A 15,567-nucleotide genomic window follows, 5' to 3' on the forward strand; every position below is an offset into this window, starting at 1 on the left:
GGTAAACCGCCGCTTAACGCGAGGCGAGCGGTTCCGCTGCCGGCGCGACCGTCTCCGCATCCCGCGAAGCCCGACGCCGGTCCTGAGCGCGGCCGAGCCAGAGGCTGTTGAGCAGCCAAGCGACGGAGAGCGGCACCGCCGCCCCGGCGATGCCGGTGCTGCCGAACCCGAGCCCCTGGATGCCGGTGAACGACCACGCGCCGACCTGATCGCCCAGGCGGTAGACCACGGTGTCGATGAAGCTCTTGGCCTTGTAGCGGTCCTCCCGGGGGACCACGGTGAACAGGACCTCCCGGATCGGGCGGGCAATCGCAAAATTGCCCGCCCGGCGCAGGACCTGGAACGCCACTATCACGCTGATGGTGGGCGAGACCGCCAGCGCGGCAAAGCCCAGCACGCTGAAGGCCGGCAGCAGGGCGAGCGTGATCCCAACGCCGAGGCGCTTGACGATCCGTCCGGTCAGGAACAGCTGCACGCCGAGGGTCAGCACGTTCACGGCCAGGTCGACGCTGGCGAAGAACGCGGTCTGGGCGCCCCGGTCCGGGAAGCTGCGTTTGGCGATGCCGGCCTGCTCGAAATACAGGAAGGTCGAGGTCACCGAGAACAGCAGCAGGAACAGCGAGATGTTGAGCAGGTAGGGCGAGGCCAGGGTGCGGGTGACGCCCGCCAGCACGCTGCCGCCGATGGTGCGGTCCTGGCCGTCGTTGGCGGTCTCGCCGCTGCCCGGCACCGCATGGAGCCGGGCCGACAAGGCGGCGAGCCCGCGCATGCAGAACACCGCGGCTTCCAGGAGCACCACCGCACAGAGCATCAGGCCCCAGGTCGGCACATTCTTGGCGAGGATCGCCGTGGTGGCCGAGCCCGTGATGGCGCCGAGCGTCGCCCCGGCCGCGATGAAGCCGAACAGGCGCTTGCCCTGCTCGTTCGAGAACACGTCGACGATGGTGGCCCAGAAGATCGAGACCACGAACAGGTTGAAGATCGACAGCCAGACGAAGAACACCCGCCCGATCCAGATCCCCCATTCCGGCGGCGCCAAGTACAGGGTCAGCGCGAAGGCCAGGATGTTGGCCGCAAAAAACCGGTAGGTGATCGGCACAAACCGCGCCCGCGGCATGCGCTTCACCAAGTAGGCGAAGGGCAGGTTCAGGGCGAGCATGCCGACCAGGGTCGCGGTGAACAGCCAGGGCAGGTTCTCGATGCCCCCGGCTACGCCCATCTGGTCTCGGATCGGGCGCAGCACGTAATAGGCGGCCAGGATCGAGAAGATGTAGGCCCAGGACCAGGCGAGGGCCTGGCCCTCGCCGGGGCGGATATCGATCAGGCGCGCGAGTGGGCCACGGGGAGTCGAAGCCTCAGCCATGTTTCTTCCCTCCCCTCTCTGCGGGGGAGGGTGGCCCCCGAAGGGGGTCGGGAGAGGGGAGCGCCGTGTCCGGAAAGGGCACGACACGCGTGAAACCCTGAAGCGTCGCGCTGCCCCTCTCCCGACCCCTGCTGACGCAGGAGCCACCCTCCCCCGCAGAGGCCACGATGTTCACAGATCGGCTTGCGAAAGCCGCGACGCGCCCCCTCTCCCGTGCGGGAGAGGGTTGGGGTGAGGGACCAGGTCTTTCCGGAAAACGCGCATCCCTCACCCTGTCCCTCTCCCGCACGGGAGAGGGGACCCGCGCCACATCCGGGGATGTGTGAATCCGATAGCCCGCAGAGGGGGGAGGGAGAAGCGGCGTGGTTTCCCCCGTCACTTCCCCAGCCCGAGCTTCTCGCGCAGCTCCGGCGCGGTCGCCTCGTGGCCGAAGCCGGACGACCCCATGGCGAACTTGTCGGCATCCTTGAGCGGACCGACCACCACCGGGTCGAAGCCGGCATCGCGGACCAGGCCCTCGGCCACCTTCACGGCCGCGGCATCGTCGCCCGCGATCGGGATCGCCATGCGGCCGCCCGGCCGGTCCTTGCCGCCATCGGCGCCCGCCTTGGCGAAGACCTTGTAGTTGGCCGCGTTGAACGCCCGGACCAGCTTCGCGCCCGGGAAATACTTGGCCGAGGTCGTCCCGATGCCGTTCGCCTGGACCTCGTCGTAGAGCGCGCCGTCGCGCTTCTGCGTGGCGTTGCCGGCATCAAGCACGACCTTGCCGGCGAGCGAGGCCGCGAGATCCTTCGAGAGATCGGGATAGGCCTTGTAGGGCACCGCCACGAACACCGCCTCGCCGAACTTGATCGCCTCCTCGGGTGTCCCGGCCTTGGCCTTCGGCCCGAGCTCCGCGATCATCGGCGCCAGGGTCTCGGGGTGGCGCGAGGCGAACATCACCTCGTGACCGTCCTTGACCCAGAGCGTGCCGATCGTGCCGCCGATATTCCCGGCCCCGATCACCCCGATCCGGATTTTTTGGGGATTTTCTTGGGCCAGGGCCGGTATCGCGGAAGCCGTGAGAAGGCCGGCGGCGAGGGCGAGCGCAGCGCGCCGCGTGGTGCGATCAGACCGCATCGATAAACGTCTCCAACTGCTTGCGCTGGGCCGCGTCCGGAAGCGGGCCCCGGGCGGCGGCGAGGTTGTCCTCGACATAGGCCACCTTCGCCATGCCGGGGATCGGGCAGGTCACGGCCGGATGGCCGAGCACGTATTTCAAAAACACCTGCGGCCAGCTGGTGCAGCCGAGATCCTTCGCCACCGGCGGAAGCTCCTTGCCCTGCACCGCCTTGAACAGGCGGTCCCGGCCGAAGGGCACGTTGGTCATCACGGCCACGCCCTTCTCGGCGGCGAGCGGCAGCACGCGCTCGGCCGCGGCCCGGTTGTCGATGGCGTAATTCACTTGGATGAAGTCGAGGGTCTCGCGCTTCATCACGGCCTCGAGCGCGTCGAGCTGGCCGTCCCGCCAGACGGTCACGCCGACGTAGCGGATCCGCTTGGACCCCTTCAGGTCACGCAGCACCGCCAGATTCGCGTTCACATCGATCAGGTTGTGAACCGCCACGAGGTCGAGGTTTTCGACATTCATGCGCTTCAACGAGCGCTCGAACTCGGCCAGCGTCGCGTCGCGGCCCTGGGTATCGACCTTGCTGGCCAGAAAGATCTTCTGGCGCAGCCCCGGCTCGGCCAGGATCAGGCCGAGCACATCCTCGGCGGTGCCGTAGCTCGGCGCGGTGTCGATCACCGAACCGCCGAGCGACACGAAGCTCTGCACGGCGGCCTTGAGCGGCGCCACAGCCTCAGGATTGGGCTCGACCTCGTAACGCCGCGAGGTGCCGATGCCGATCGCCGGCAGCATCTCGCCGGTGGAGGGGATCGGCCGTCGGATCAGCGGCTCGGCCGCCCAGGACAGGCGCCCGGCGAGCGGCGCGAGGGCGGCGGCCGCGAGCACGGCACGACGGGATACGGGCATGGCCGGCCTCCGGCGGTGTCAGGACACAACCGGAAGATAGGGCGGCATCCAGGGGATGTGTATTCGTTATTCTCACGCTTGCGCGAGCGCCGGTCTGGACTCCGCTATGGGCGGATTGCATTCTGCCGGTCCGGCCTGCGACTGGAAAAGAGCGCAGCGCGACCGCCATTGGTTCGCGCGGTCTGTGCTTCCGTCAGCGCCTCATGCCGGATCCGATCTCAGGCACGCTGGCGTTCGATCCCGACGCTCGACGCCTCTTCGGGCGAATCCCGAAATTGGGCGCCCTCCGTGTCCGGCGCAAGGTGGAGCCGGTACTCTTCAATGGCAAGAAACGCACGGTGAGCTGCCTGCGGATCGATGCCGTCGCGCGTCACGATCGTCTGGAAATCGATGAACAACCGCGCGATTCGCCCCTCCTCCGAGAGGGTTGCCAGCCCGGATGGGTCCGCACCCGCCCGCATCACATAATGCTTCGACACACTGGCATTGTCCGTCGCCGGCACCACGGCGATCTGCCCGGCCGTCTCCGGTTTCAAGCCTGCCCAACGGGCCGGCGTCCACACGATGATGGCCTCGATCTGCTTCATGTCTGCCTCCGTTGCTTAGGAATGATTTACCTCGACCCTAGCTCCCAAGATATTTCTGGAAGATTTCACATAAAATGATGCATTGCAACAGGATCTACGTCCGCATAAGTCTAGACATATAAGTAAAGTTTTCGACAATCGTCGGTCGTGTCGAGATTTTTTTAACAAAATTATTGTTCGTTGCAAAGTTTTACACGATCCGATATCTAAGTCCATAATTATGTACGTCGGCTATATAGAATTGGAACTAAATGAGAAATCTTCATGCCTAATTTGATCGCCGGTTTGCAAATGAATCCTACCAATGCGGCGCATGATCAATCTTACGTCTCGCGCCATCAAAGTAAGCACCATGAAGCGATCCGAAAAACGCTTGGTTTGAGAACCGCCTTCTTGCCGTCAAGGCCGCTTCGAGCTCGCACGGACCGTTACGGTCGATATGCGCCGTCGAGAAATCCCGATCGCTCTCCTCCATCCAAAAATGCACCAGGCAGCGGCCCTCGAACGGTCGTCGCGATGACGGCATGACCCTACGGCTTCGGACCGTCTCCCGCATCGCGGGTGCCTCCAGCATCGTCCAGGAGATCGGATCAGAAACGCTGCTGTAGAGCATCGTTCCGGAAGCCAGCCACCCCCGGATCGGGTGGGCCTCAATCCTCCTCGGGCGGATCCTCGAACGCAGCGCCCTCGGTGTCCGGCGCGATCCGAAACCGGTACTCGTCGATTGCCAGGAAGGCGCGGTGGGCCGTCTGCGGGTCGATGCCGTCGCGTACGACGATCGTCTGGAAGTCGATGAACAGCCGCGCGATTCGGGCCTCCTCCGACAGGCCGGCCAGCGCCGGCGAACACGCGCCCGCCTGCATGATGTAGCGCTTCGCCGCGCCGTCCGTGTCGGGCACCGGCAGCACCACCACCTGCCCGGCCGTCTCGGGCCGCAGCTCCACCCAGCGGGCGGGCGTCCACGCAATGATGGCCTCGATCTGCTTCATCGGCTTCTCCGGCGACTCGGGATGATCCGCCTAAGCATCATTTGCCGGAGGGGTCACCGGGTGGGCGGTGAAAATGTTGCCGGATGTGGGAAATGCGGTGGGGGCATCCGCATAGCCGCACGCTCGCAATGACGGAGGACCGCTGTAACCCTGCGGATATGCTCAACTCCGCCCTCATCCTGCGGTGTGGGGTGTTCGATCTTTCAACGCGCGACGGACGATGCGCACCATGAAAAAAGAGTCGCTCCGGAAAGGCTGCGCGCCCTCCCCCCCCCCTCTGCGCTACGATGCTCCCACATCTGCGGACGAAGCGCGGGTCCCCTCGCCCCGCTTGCGGGGAGAGGCCCACACGGACCTCGTCGTCCGTGTGGGAAGCGCAGGCGAAGCCGGAGCGGCGGTGAGGGGGTGGTTCCGGACGAGGCGCGCGTTCGGAACCGCCCCCTCACCTTCGGCTGCCGCCTCGCTTCGGCGACGACAAGGTCGCCGAAGCCCTCTCCCCGCAAGCGGGGCGAGGGGATACCCGCATCGATGCTGGAGCCGAAGCAGGGGCCGTCGCGCAAAAAGGGACGAACTCGATCTGTGAATCCGCTAGCCCCTCCGCGGGGGAGGTAGGCCCGAGAAGCAAGTCGGAAAGGGGAGCTACGGTTCAGAACAAAGCTCCGGCTCGCACGTCGGCTCTGACTTTTTCAGAAGCCGGGATCCCCTCTCCCGACCCGGCCTGACGGCCGGCCCACCATCCCCCATAGAGGGGGAGGGAGACGCGCTTGGGTCAAGCCGATGCCCTCATCCGGAAGACGACGTGTGAACATGGTCGCCCGTGCCGCAGAGGATTGGGGTGGGGGATCAGGCTCTTCCGAAGAGGTCGCATCCCCACCCAGTCCCTCTCCCAAACGGAAGCGGGCCCCGGCGCCTCGACCGGAGATACACTACCGAGCGGCGCCAGCCCTGAACCCTACCGCGCCCGCTCCACCTGCCCGCGAATCTCGCCCTTCGGATTCGCGGCGGTGTGAATATTGAAATAGAGCTTGCCGGCTTCGAGGTCGGCGGCCTTGGAATCGTCCAGGGTCGCCTCGCCGGAGAACGGGCTGCTGGTGGCCGTCACCGGCACCAGCACGCCGGCATTGGCGCCGGCTTGAGCTGGGCCGTGGAAATGCGCGGCTGTGACCGGGCCGGTCAGGCCGCCATAGGTGCCGTTCCAGCTCAGGCGCTTGGTGGCCGGATCATAGGTCGCCGTGACCGCGCCGGTGCCCTTCGAATCGGTCGCCGGGACCTCGCTGCCGCCGCTCAGCGCGGCCTTGTAGGTGATGCTCTCCCCCGCCGCGCGGGCGCCGGAGACGGCAAGCGGCACGGTGAATGCGAGGAGGGCGGCGAAACCGGTACTGGCAAGGCGTGTCATCGAACGCTCCGCTTCGGCACGGCCCCCGAGCGGGGCCACGTGTCGCAAGATAGAGGGGCGGCGCCGCACGGGCCATCGGGTTATCGTTCATCCTGGGACAAATGTCCGGCCGCATGCGCCGGCAATGGGGGCGCAATGGCGGTCAGGGACGCGGGCGCCCCGGCGGGCGGGCACGGGCGGGAAATCACGGCCCGGGGCCTCGTGCTCGGCGCGCTGATCACCATCGTCTTCATGGCCGCCAACATCTATCTCGGCCTGAAGACCGGGATGACCTTCTCGTCCTCGATCCCGGCCGCGCTGATCGCGATGGGTGCCCTGCGGCTCGTCGGCGGCGCCGGCATCCTCGAGACCAACATCGTCCAGACCCAGGCCTCGGCGGCCGGCACCCTGTGCAACGTCATCCTGGTCCTGCCAGGCTTGGTGCTGATCGGACATTGGCACGGCTTCCCGTTCTGGGAGACCAGCCTGGTCTGCCTGATCGGCGGCTGGCTCGGGGTGGCTTTCTCGATCCCCCTGCGCCGGGCGCTGGTCACGGGCAGCGACCTCCCCTACCCCGAGGGCGTGGCCGCCGCCGAGGTTCTGCGCGCCGGCCATGCCGAGACCGGCGAGCGCGGCCTCACGACCCTGCTGATGGCCGCGGCCGGCTCCGGCCTCGTCGCCTTCGCCACCAGCGGCCTGCGCATCCTGGCCGAGGGCGTGCTCACCGCTGTCAGTTTTGGCGGTGCGGTGTTCAGCATCGGCAGCGGCTATTCCCTGGCCTTGGTCGGAGTCGGTTATCTGGTCGGCATCGGGGCGTGCCTCGCCCTGCTGACCGGCGTGGTGATCGCCTGGGGCATCATGGTCCCGGTGCTGACCGCCCTGACGCCCCAGCCGGGCCTGTCGCCCGGCGAGGCCGCCCAGGCGGTCTGGTCCGGGCAGGTCCGGCTCGTCGGCGCCGGCATCATTGCGGTGGGTGGGTTCTGGACCGTGGCGACGCTCGTCCGGCCGATCGCCCGGAGCATCCGGTCGGCCTTGGCGGCCGGCAATCCGGCCCGCGCCGCCGCCCGGCAGGATCGCGACCTGCCGCTGCTCCTGGTCGGCGGGGTGGCGCTGGCCCTGTGCCTGCCGCTCGGCGCGCTGTTTGCCGGATTCGCGGCCAATCTCGGCATCGCCGGTCCGATGCTCGCCGCCGTGGTGGCGGCGGGCCTGCTGTTCTGCCTGGTGTTCGGTGCCGCCATGGCGGCGGTCTGCGGCTACCTCGCGGGCCTGCTCGGCTCCTCGACCAGCCCGATCTCCGGGATCGGCATCCTCACCGCCATGGTCGGCGCCGCGCTGCTGCCGCTGCTCCTCGGTCCAGCCGAGGACCCGGGGGCGCGGCGCGTCACCGTCGCGCTGGTGCTGCTCGCGGCCTCGGTGATCATCACCGCCTGCTCCATCGCCAACGACAATCTGCAGGATCTCAAGACCGGCCAGATCGTCGATGCCACGCCCTGGCGCCAGCAGGTGGTGCTGATTGTCGGCGTCACCGTCGGCTCGCTGGTGATCGTGCCGCTGCTGTCGCTGCTCTACGGCGCCTACGGCTTCGTCGGCTCCCTGCCCCGGCCCGACATGGACCCGGCGCTCGCGCTCACCGTGCCGCAGGCCTCGCTGGTCACCCAGGTCGCCGACGGCATCGTGGCCCGCACCCTGCCCTGGCCGATGCTGCTGATCGGCTGCGGCCTCGGCGCCGTGATGGTCGGCCTCGAAGTCGCGCTCAAGCGCCGGGCGTTCAGCTTCCCGGCGCTCACCGTCGGCATCGGCATGTACCTGCCGCTGTCGGTCGAGATGACCATTGGGCTCGGCGGCCTGCTCGGCTTCCTGTGCCTGCGCGCCCTGCGCCGCCGCGGCGCCGATCCCGAGACCCTGGAGGCCTCCCGCCGCCGAGGCGTGCTGATCGCCTCCGGTTTCCTAGTCGGCGAGAGTTTCGTCGGGATCGGCCTAACCGTAATTGATGCGGCCTCCGGACGATCCTCGACCCTGAGCCTGGCCGGGCCGGATTTCGCCCCAACGGCGACTTGGCTGGGCGGCGCGGTCTTCGCCGCCGGATTCTTCGCAGCGTATCGGTTCATCCGCGGTTCCGTCGAAGTCCCCGCGCAGCGAAGCGCCCCCGGCACCCCCAAATTCGGCGCAGAGAACCGTTGACAGCCCGCGCCCGCCCTTTCTATACCCCGCCCGCTGGTTGCGGCCTCTCGGGGCGCGCGCGGCTCGTGGCGGGGTAGCTCAGCTGGTTAGAGCAGAGGAATCATAATCCTTGTGTCGGGGGTTCAAATCCCTCCCTCGCTACCAATAAGTCCCAAGCTTCGCTAAGCACTTAGCGGGGCTTTTGTTTGCCTCGTCCTCTGCAATTTTCGGCTTTAAGTCCTAAGTCAGGCCTAGCGCAGCCAAGAAAATTGTGTGTGGGCGTAACAGTTTGCTGGGCGCTCGGAGCAGCCTAGCGTAGGTCTAGCCCAGTCCTCCGCACTGCAATGACCAGACAGGGTCGTATCGTGAGCCCCCCTGCAAACGACCAGGCCGAGCGCTACCAACTGTTCCAGCGGGCGGGCAGTACCAAGCGGCGGGTGCGCTTCAGCATCAAGGGCTAGGGGCAGTTCAAGCGATCGCTCGACACCGATGACCCGCGAGAGTGCAGCCTCGCTGTGCGTCTTCGGCCCCGCCCTTATCGAGAGCTGCAATGGCCTCGTGGTGGATGCGAGCCTAGCCCACGCCATCGGCTTCTTCGGCAAGCTTAGGGTCGTGGCGCCAACTGGTCGGCGACGCTGGCGTTGCGCGAACGGCGGGATCGGATAGCGCTGGGTCGGACGAGGCCTGCGATATCGAGATGTTCGTGGGTGTCGCGAGTGATTGGTGAGCGTCCAGAAGGTCGACCTCATCCTGAGCCTGTCGAAGGGCTTCTCAAGCCTCGAATGCGCGTTGCTCGCTCGCCGCCGTTTCCGCTTGCAGGCCGAGATCAGGATAGCCTGCTTCGGCTACGGAGACGGCTTCCATAACCCGCTGCGCAGGCATTCGGCGCTCGGTTACCGTTCTCCCGTTGCTGACGAACAGGAGACCCGGCCGGGGATCTGTTACCCGAGCCATCGTTCAGCCAAGCCCGCTAACGTTCACCAAACCGGGGGCCTCCAGCTCTACAGGCAGCCTTCGCCCTCGTGAAACACCCGCCCGGGGTGCGTGGTGGACCACGTCAGCGGGGGCGCCGGCGGAGCGATTTCGAAGACCGGGCGCCCCGCCAGGGCGTTGACGATGACACCGCTGCGCCAAGCCATGAGGCTGAGTTGCGGCTCCGCGATGCCGTGGCTCACGAGGCCGCCGTTGAGGACGAAGATGCGGTGCCCTGCCGGACCGTCCCAGGACGCGGCGAAGTCGGCGCCGATCTCGGGCCGGCCGTCCGCGTCGAGGGTCAGGCGGTCGCGCAGCGGGTCGAGGCAGGGCGGCAGCGTGTAGCGGTAGCCCGTGGCCAGGATGACGAGGTCGGCATGGGCGACCTCGATGCCCCCGTCGAAGCCGTTGCGCATGATCAGGCGGTAGCCGCCCACCCGATCGACATCGAGCACGGTGCGGTGGGGCAGCAGGCTCGTGGCGAGCGGTTTCTCGGCGAGGTGCCGGAGCCCGTAGAGGCGCTGATAGATCGCCCGCAGGGTCGCGGCGGAGATGCCGTCGCCCGCGAGCTTCTGGCGTGCCACCGTGGCGCGGCGGCGGGCCTCCGGCAGGGCGTGGAAGCTGTCGACGTAGCCGGGCGTGAACAGCTCGTTCGTGAACGGGGTCGCGTCGATCGGCTGGAAGTTCGGGCGCCGGCTGATCCAAGTGAGCGCGGCGGGGGCGTCCGCATCCCGGTTCAGCAGGTTCAGCACGATCTCGGCGCCGCTCTGGCCGCCGCCGATCACCGCGACCCGCTTGCCCGCCATCCGGTCGAGGACGAAGGCGGCTTGGGAGCTGTGGACATGGTCGCGCGGGTCGAGTTTCTCCGCGAAGGCGGGAAGGCACGGCTGCAGCCCGACCCCGAGGGCGAGGTTGCGGGCGCGCACGGTTCCCCGGTCGCTATCGAGGCGGAAGGCCCGTCCCTCGAAGCGGATCTCGCGGATCACGGTGTCGAAGCGCAGGCTCGGCAGCCGGGCCGCGACCCAGGCGAGGTACTGCGCGAATTCCCGCCGCGGCACCGCCTCGAACTCGGCGTTGAGGAATTCGTAGAAGCGCTTCTGCGCCACGAGATAGGCCAGGAAGCTCCAGGGGCTCGTCGGATTCACCGCCGTGACGAGGTCCTTGAGGAACGAGGTCTGCAGCGCGACGTCCGGGAGCATCATGCCCGGGTGCCAGTCGAAGGCTGGCGCCCGGTCGAAGAACAGCGCGTCGAGATCGTCGACCGCGTCGAGCTGCGCCGCGAGGCTCAGGTTGAACGGGCCGATGCCGATACCGGCGAGGTCGAGCGGGCGGTCCGTCATGATGCGCGGGATCCTGCCTGTATGCCTGTCCGGATGTCGTTCGCGATGCCGGCCTCATCCAGCGCGGCGGCTTCTGCGCGATGGAGCGGGTTGATCAGCGGGCTGCCGAGCCGCGGCACCGGTCGCAGGTTGGAGTCGCCGTAGCCGAGGCTGAGCCGCACGCGGTTGATGCAGATCCGCGGCACGGTCGGCGCGAACAGCTCGAACTGGCGGAACCGGTCGGCGAGGTCGGGGTGCCGGGCCTGATAACGGCGCAGAGCCCGCGCGAGTGCGCCGTAGAAGGCAATCTCGGGCAGCCCGTCGCTGCGCAGGAGCGCGTCCGAGACGAAGCGCAGCAGGCTGGCGAAGTGGCCGGTCTGCAGGTGCTGCAGCAGATGCGCCGCCGGCCGCTGCAGCAGGGTCTCCCGCACCCCCGCCGGCAGGTCTGCGGCCTCGGGGAAGTCCTGGTCCACGAGGTCGGCGTCGCCCTGAAAGTCCTTCAGCGCCACGCCGCAGGGCACGCCGTCCTCCAGGATCAGCGTCACGTTCTGGCCATGGGCGATGAAGCCGACGCCGTAGCGGCTGAGAAAATGGTAGAGCGGCACCGCGACGTGATCGAACAGCCGTTCCAGCCACGCCTCCGGGTCGAGGCCGGAGCGGGCGATCAGGCCGGAGATCAGCGGACGGCCCGAGGCATCCGCCTTCAGGAGCGCGCCCATCATCATCGCCGAGCGGCCGGGTTCGAGGAAGCCAGCGATGCCCTCCCGCCAGATCACCCCGAGCATCTCGCGGTACTGGTAGGGCGCGTCCGCGATCCGCTCGTAGACGGGGTGGGGATAGAAGGCGCCGGCCCGCTCGCGCAGGATCACCGTGCCGGCGAGCGCCGGGTCCCGCGCGGCCTTGTCCGCGAGCCAGGCCGAGAAGGCCGGGCCGATCGCCATGTACTTGCCCGGCACCCCGCGCCAGGCCGAAGTGTTGAGGATCGTGAGCGCGAGCTTCACGTCGAGGCGCCCGTCCGCGTCCGCGCAGGCGAGCGTCCGCAGCGATTGCTGGGGCCGGTAGGCGCGGCCGAAGATCCCGAGGGGGACGAGGCGCCGGGCCGCGATCTCGCCCGCGAAGTGCAGCGCGATCTTGTTGTCCCACTGCCAGGGATGGACCGGCAGGAGCAGGTGGGTCGCGGGATCGACGCCCTGCGCGGCGCAGGCCGCCTCCAGCCGGGCGCGCTCGAGCCCGTCAAGGCAATCGGCCACGAGGTCGGCCTCGGCGAGGCCGGGCTCCAGGCTGAGACGGCAGGCGGTGCGGTCCGCCGCGGCCCAGAACAACCGGATCTCGGGCTGGAATTCCGGTGCGTAGGCCGCGAAATCGGCCAGCCCCCAGCCGATCCGCCCCTTGCTCGCGGGCGCCTTCGGGTGGCCGTCGAGATAGGCCTGCAGGACGCGGTCGCTCAAGGCGAGGAAATCCGGCCCGGTCATGTCCCGGCCGATCGTGGCGATGCGGGCGTCGGCCGCGAGCGTGCTCAGCACCTCTCCGGCATAGGTGCAGAGGGTGGCGGGCTCGATCGCGAGCGTCCGGCTCGCATCCACGAGGAAACCCGCCGCGTCGCCGGCCGGGCTGACGACGGCGTCCGCGATGCGGAACAGGCTGGCCGGATCGATCGCGAGGTTGCCCCAGATCCGGCGCTCGGCGGCGAAGCGGTAGGCGATCCCGCCCTCGAGGCGCAGCAGCCACTGCGTGCCGTCCCGGTCGGTCGGCTCCGGCGCGAACGCTTCCTCGAAGGCGAGTTCGGCGATCGTCTTGGCGATGAGCGCGCGGTTGAGATCGAGCCAGAGCGGCGCCGTCACCGCCGCGCCGCCCGGCAGCGGGCCGGCGCTCACAACGGCACCTCGCGGAAGAAGCGCGCGCGCTCGCAGCAGACCAGGGCCGCCCGCTTATGGGGGAAGTCGAACTCCTTCAGCGTCTCGTAGGCGGCATCCGTGCAGTAGCTCAGCATCTTGCGGTGTGTGGCCCGCGGCTCGCCCATGATCCGGCGGGTGCGGGGCTCGTCCAGGAACAGGTAGTGCGTGACCGCCGTGAACCAGGCCAGCGTCTTCGGCCGTCCCAGGTGCTCGACATTGCCGATCAGCCCGTGCCAGCCGCGGTCGAAATCCTCGGCGTCGTAATAGGGCCCGAGCCGATCCTCCTTGGCCCAGTAGAACTCGAAATAGCCGACCGGCACGTCGTCGAAGCTGCCGATCACCCCGAACAGGTGCGGGTCGGCCTCCTGGTCGGCGAGGTAGCGGTCCAGCTCCGCCTCGCTCTGCGCGAGCTCCCAGTAATAGGCGACGCGCTTCTGGTTCATCCAGCCGTGGAACAGGGCGAGGTCGTGCCGCCGGTCGATGGCGCGAAACGACAGGGTCGTGCCGAGATGCGGCAGCCAGCGCCGGTAGAACGGACCGTTCGGCTGCGGCGGGCGCAGGGGCGGCAGGCGATCCTGCGGTCCGACCTGGGAGCGGATCAGCGGGTAGGCCGCCCGCGTCCCGGCGGTCAGCCACAGCAGGGGGAGTTGGTAGAACAGGGCGCGCTCCACGATCGCGTCGGGCGCCTCCGAAACCGCCTCGACCTCCGCCGCGAGGCCGAGCAGGGCCGGTGCGCCACCGAGCCCGGCGACGCGCAGCCTTCGCGCATCCGGGCAGCGCTGGAACGCGGCCTCGATCAGGGCCGCCACGAGGGGCGCGTCGGCGGGATGGCGCCCCGCGGCGCCGGTCAGGGCGAGGACGGCTTCGTCCGAGCCGGAGCGCAGCTCCGCCTCGGCGATCGGATCGCCAGCGCGCGCGGCGCGCAGCCGAGCCGTGTGGGCGCCGCGCGGCAGGCTCTCGACCGTCAGATCCTCGCCGGCGACGGGCCAGTGGCGGCTCGTCCCGGTCCAGCCGTCCAGTGGTGCTGTCCTGGAGACGGTATCGATGCGGGCGCGCAGGGTCATGGCCGGACCTCCGCGCCGGCGGCCGGGTCCACGAGCGGGTTCGGAAGATCCACGTAGCTCGCCAGGGGATCGGTCACGTCGGTGTTCTCGTTGATGTTGCGAAAGCAGATCATGAAGTTGCCCTTGCTCCCGAGGGCCGGGGCGTCGAGCAGCAGGCGCAGGCAGGTCCTGTCCCGGAGGTCCTTTTCGGCGAGCGCCTCGACGCAACGGCGCAAGGCCCGGGTGAGGACCTGCTCCGGCGCCAGCCCGGCAATGCCGATCGCCCCGATGACGGCGAAGACGCTGTTGACCACGAGGTAGTAGGCCATGATCCGCGCGGCCTCCGCGGAGGTGAGGAGGTGCCCGGCCTCAAGGTCGAGCCCGGGCGCGGCCTCGCGGAGCGTTGGCAGGAATTCGCGCACGAAGCCGGTGCCCTGGCAGTCGCGGAAGAAGGTCTCGACCGGCCAGCCATCCGCCAGCCCGAGGACGAGGTTCTGCTGGTGCGCGCCGAACAAGAGGCCCAGCGTGCACTGGATCTCAAGGATCGGCCCGACGGTGACGGCGAGGAAGCGCTCGAACCAGCGCAGGGCCACGGCCTCGACGGGGCCCGCCCCGGATGCGCGCTCCCGCTCGGCGATGCGCAGGATCGTGTCGGCCAGCGCGCTGCCCCGCCCGTCGGGATAGAGCTCGCAGAGGGCGGCCAGCACGGCGGCCGGCCGCTCCTCCGCCCCGCGGAACGGGTTGTCGCGCAGCGCCACGATCGTCTGCGGCAGCAGCGCTCCATCGGCCCCGCGGAGCGCGAGATAGGCCGGCTCGCCGAGGACGCGGAAGCTCGGCCAGCGCGCGGCGATCTCCGCGCCGACCGGGCCGCGCAGCACAGCGTCGACCACGAGGCCGCGCTTGCACTCGATGTCCTTGATGAGGCGCAGCGAGTTGGTCAGCCTGAGGCTCAACGAGTGCTTGAGCATGAAGCGCGCCTGCGGCGCGTAGAGGCTGCGCAGGGATGTGGTCGCGTACCAGAACGCGCCGGCATGACCGTGGTCGCGCAGGCGTCCGGCGCGGAACAGGGCGTCGATCTCGGGATCGAGCGCGAGGCGGGCCGCCTGCCACGGATGCATCGGCAGGAGCACGCGGCCCTCGCTCGCGGCGCGGATTTTTGGATCGAAGGCGGGGTCCTCCGCGGCGAGGCCCGCGCAGAGGTCGGCGGCGCTTTCCGACCGCGCGGAGCCCTGGACGACCGCCTCCGGCTCGGCCGACCACCAGCGCAGGGGAAAGCCCCGTCCGTATTCCGGCGCGAAGGCGCGCGAATCCGCGAGGGTGAACTCGTCCCGGCTGCGCGGGGTCGGGTGCACCGAATGGCCGAAGCGGAGCGCCCGCTCGGCTTCGCGGAAGCTGGGGTCGCGCCTCAGGAAGATGCCGGGCGCGGGGGCGTGGGCGAGAATATCCTCGACGGTCGCGAGGCTCTGGAAAAGCCGACGCAGGAAGGTCGGCGCCGCCTGCGGGGCGGCCGGCCCGACGATGGCCGGCTCGTTGGCGACGGCGGCGGCGAACTCGGCGAAGGCGATGATGCGGGGCGGCTGGCCGGCGCGCCGCTCACGGAACGGCAGCCGGAACACGTGCTGGCCGACGGACGAGACATGGGTGAGCGCGATCTCGACCACCGAGGCCCGGCCCGGCAGCGGGACGCGCAACAGGGAAAGCCCCGGATCGCCCTCGCTCGCCCCGGCAGGCACCAGGGTCCAGCCGGCCCATTCCCGCATCAGGCTGTTGAGGAAGCTGCGCGCCGATATCTGGCAAGCAACGTCGGCACATGAGATGTCGGGTTCGATCATTCGACTTTCTTCATCGCG

12 protein-coding genes and 1 tRNA gene are annotated in these 15,567 nt (G+C 69.0%); 3 read left to right on the forward strand and 10 right to left on the reverse strand.

What is annotated here, in order from left to right; genetic code table 11:
• Nucleotides 1–13: 13 nt before the first annotated feature.
• The 6 genes from MKK67_RS10615 to MKK67_RS10640 form a co-directional block, all read right to left on the reverse strand.
• Complete coding sequence (locus MKK67_RS10615; RefSeq protein WP_243964032.1) at nucleotides 14–1,363, reverse strand: NTP/NDP exchange transporter; 1,350 nt, start codon at nucleotides 1,361–1,363, stop codon at nucleotides 14–16.
• Between the two features lie 375 nt (nucleotides 1,364–1,738).
• Entirely contained in the window at nucleotides 1,739–2,482 is a 744-nt protein-coding gene (locus tag MKK67_RS10620; protein ID WP_243964034.1) for an NADPH-dependent F420 reductase, read from the reverse strand.
• Nucleotides 2,472–3,377, reverse strand: coding sequence for an aldo/keto reductase (locus MKK67_RS10625; protein WP_243964036.1), 906 nt, complete (start codon nucleotides 3,375–3,377; stop codon nucleotides 2,472–2,474). Before MKK67_RS10625 ends, MKK67_RS10620 begins: the two co-directional genes overlap by 11 nt.
• 218 nt (nucleotides 3,378–3,595) lie before the next feature.
• On the reverse strand, nucleotides 3,596–3,964 hold the full coding sequence (locus MKK67_RS10630) for a hypothetical protein (RefSeq protein WP_243964038.1): 369 nt from the start codon (nucleotides 3,962–3,964) through the stop codon (nucleotides 3,596–3,598).
• Nucleotides 3,965–4,614: 650 nt separating this feature from the next.
• Nucleotides 4,615–4,953: a hypothetical protein gene (locus MKK67_RS10635; protein WP_243964040.1), complete on the reverse strand. Its 339-nt coding sequence runs from the start codon at nucleotides 4,951–4,953 to the stop codon at nucleotides 4,615–4,617.
• Between the two features lie 952 nt (nucleotides 4,954–5,905).
• Complete coding sequence (locus tag MKK67_RS10640) at nucleotides 5,906–6,349, reverse strand: CHRD domain-containing protein (protein WP_243964042.1); 444 nt, start codon at nucleotides 6,347–6,349, stop codon at nucleotides 5,906–5,908.
• Nucleotides 6,350–6,484: 135 nt separating this feature from the next.
• Here MKK67_RS10640 and MKK67_RS10645 point away from each other — a divergent pair, with 135 nt between their 5' ends.
• The 3 genes from MKK67_RS10645 to MKK67_RS10655 all read left to right on the forward strand — a co-directional run bounded on the left by MKK67_RS10645 (nucleotide 6,485) and on the right by MKK67_RS10655 (nucleotide 9,514).
• Nucleotides 6,485–8,509, forward strand: coding sequence for an OPT family oligopeptide transporter (locus tag MKK67_RS10645; protein WP_243964050.1), 2,025 nt, complete (start codon nucleotides 6,485–6,487; stop codon nucleotides 8,507–8,509).
• Nucleotides 8,510–8,576: 67 nt separating this feature from the next.
• Nucleotides 8,577–8,653, forward strand: a tRNA-Met gene (locus MKK67_RS10650).
• A 558-nt stretch (nucleotides 8,654–9,211) separates the two neighbouring features.
• The gene (locus MKK67_RS10655) at nucleotides 9,212–9,514 is read left to right on the forward strand and encodes a hypothetical protein (protein WP_243964162.1); all 303 of its coding nucleotides are present in this window, start codon (nucleotides 9,212–9,214) and stop codon (nucleotides 9,512–9,514) included.
• Here MKK67_RS10655 and MKK67_RS10660 read toward each other — a convergent pair.
• Genes MKK67_RS10660 through MKK67_RS10675 form a run of 4 tightly spaced genes read right to left on the reverse strand, consistent with a single transcriptional unit; the run spans nucleotide 9,490 to nucleotide 15,549 of the window.
• The gene (locus MKK67_RS10660) at nucleotides 9,490–10,800 is read right to left on the reverse strand and encodes a lysine N(6)-hydroxylase/L-ornithine N(5)-oxygenase family protein (RefSeq protein WP_243964059.1); all 1,311 of its coding nucleotides are present in this window, start codon (nucleotides 10,798–10,800) and stop codon (nucleotides 9,490–9,492) included. The two genes, MKK67_RS10655 and MKK67_RS10660, sit on opposite strands and share 25 nt — an antisense overlap.
• Entirely contained in the window at nucleotides 10,797–12,653 is a 1,857-nt protein-coding gene (locus tag MKK67_RS10665) for an IucA/IucC family protein (protein WP_243964061.1), read from the reverse strand. Before MKK67_RS10665 ends, MKK67_RS10660 begins: the two co-directional genes overlap by 4 nt.
• Complete coding sequence (locus tag MKK67_RS10670; protein WP_243964063.1) at nucleotides 12,650–13,738, reverse strand: GNAT family N-acetyltransferase; 1,089 nt, start codon at nucleotides 13,736–13,738, stop codon at nucleotides 12,650–12,652. The genes MKK67_RS10665 and MKK67_RS10670 overlap by 4 nt, the downstream gene beginning before the upstream one ends.
• Nucleotides 13,735–15,549: an IucA/IucC family protein gene (locus MKK67_RS10675; protein ID WP_243964065.1), complete on the reverse strand. Its 1,815-nt coding sequence runs from the start codon at nucleotides 15,547–15,549 to the stop codon at nucleotides 13,735–13,737. Before MKK67_RS10675 ends, MKK67_RS10670 begins: the two co-directional genes overlap by 4 nt.
• Between the last annotated feature and the right edge of the window lie 18 nt (nucleotides 15,550–15,567).

It is taken from the genome of Methylobacterium sp. J-072 (assembly GCF_022829425.1).
GTDB lineage: Bacteria > Pseudomonadota > Alphaproteobacteria > Rhizobiales > Beijerinckiaceae > Methylobacterium.

Bases quoted from the DNA above. Each gene is read 5' to 3' on its own strand.
- MKK67_RS10615 (WP_243964032.1), bottom strand. From the start codon at position 1,363: ATGGCTGAGGCTTCGACTCCCCGTGGCCCACTCGCGCGCCTGATCGAT.
- MKK67_RS10620 (WP_243964034.1), bottom strand. From the start codon at position 2,482: ATGCGGTCTGATCGCACCACGCGGCGCGCTGCGCTCGCCCTCGCCGCC.
- MKK67_RS10625 (WP_243964036.1), bottom strand. From the start codon at position 3,377: ATGCCCGTATCCCGTCGTGCCGTGCTCGCGGCCGCCGCCCTCGCGCCG.
- MKK67_RS10630 (WP_243964038.1), bottom strand. From the start codon at position 3,964: ATGAAGCAGATCGAGGCCATCATCGTGTGGACGCCGGCCCGTTGGGCA.
- MKK67_RS10635 (WP_243964040.1), bottom strand. From the start codon at position 4,953: ATGAAGCAGATCGAGGCCATCATTGCGTGGACGCCCGCCCGCTGGGTG.
- MKK67_RS10640 (WP_243964042.1), bottom strand. From the start codon at position 6,349: ATGACACGCCTTGCCAGTACCGGTTTCGCCGCCCTCCTCGCATTCACC.
- MKK67_RS10645 (WP_243964050.1), top strand. From the start codon at position 6,485: ATGGCGGTCAGGGACGCGGGCGCCCCGGCGGGCGGGCACGGGCGGGAA.
- MKK67_RS10660 (WP_243964059.1), bottom strand. From the start codon at position 10,800: ATGACGGACCGCCCGCTCGACCTCGCCGGTATCGGCATCGGCCCGTTC.
- MKK67_RS10670 (WP_243964063.1), bottom strand. From the start codon at position 13,738: ATGACCCTGCGCGCCCGCATCGATACCGTCTCCAGGACAGCACCACTG.
- MKK67_RS10675 (WP_243964065.1), bottom strand. From the start codon at position 15,549: ATGATCGAACCCGACATCTCATGTGCCGACGTTGCTTGCCAGATATCG.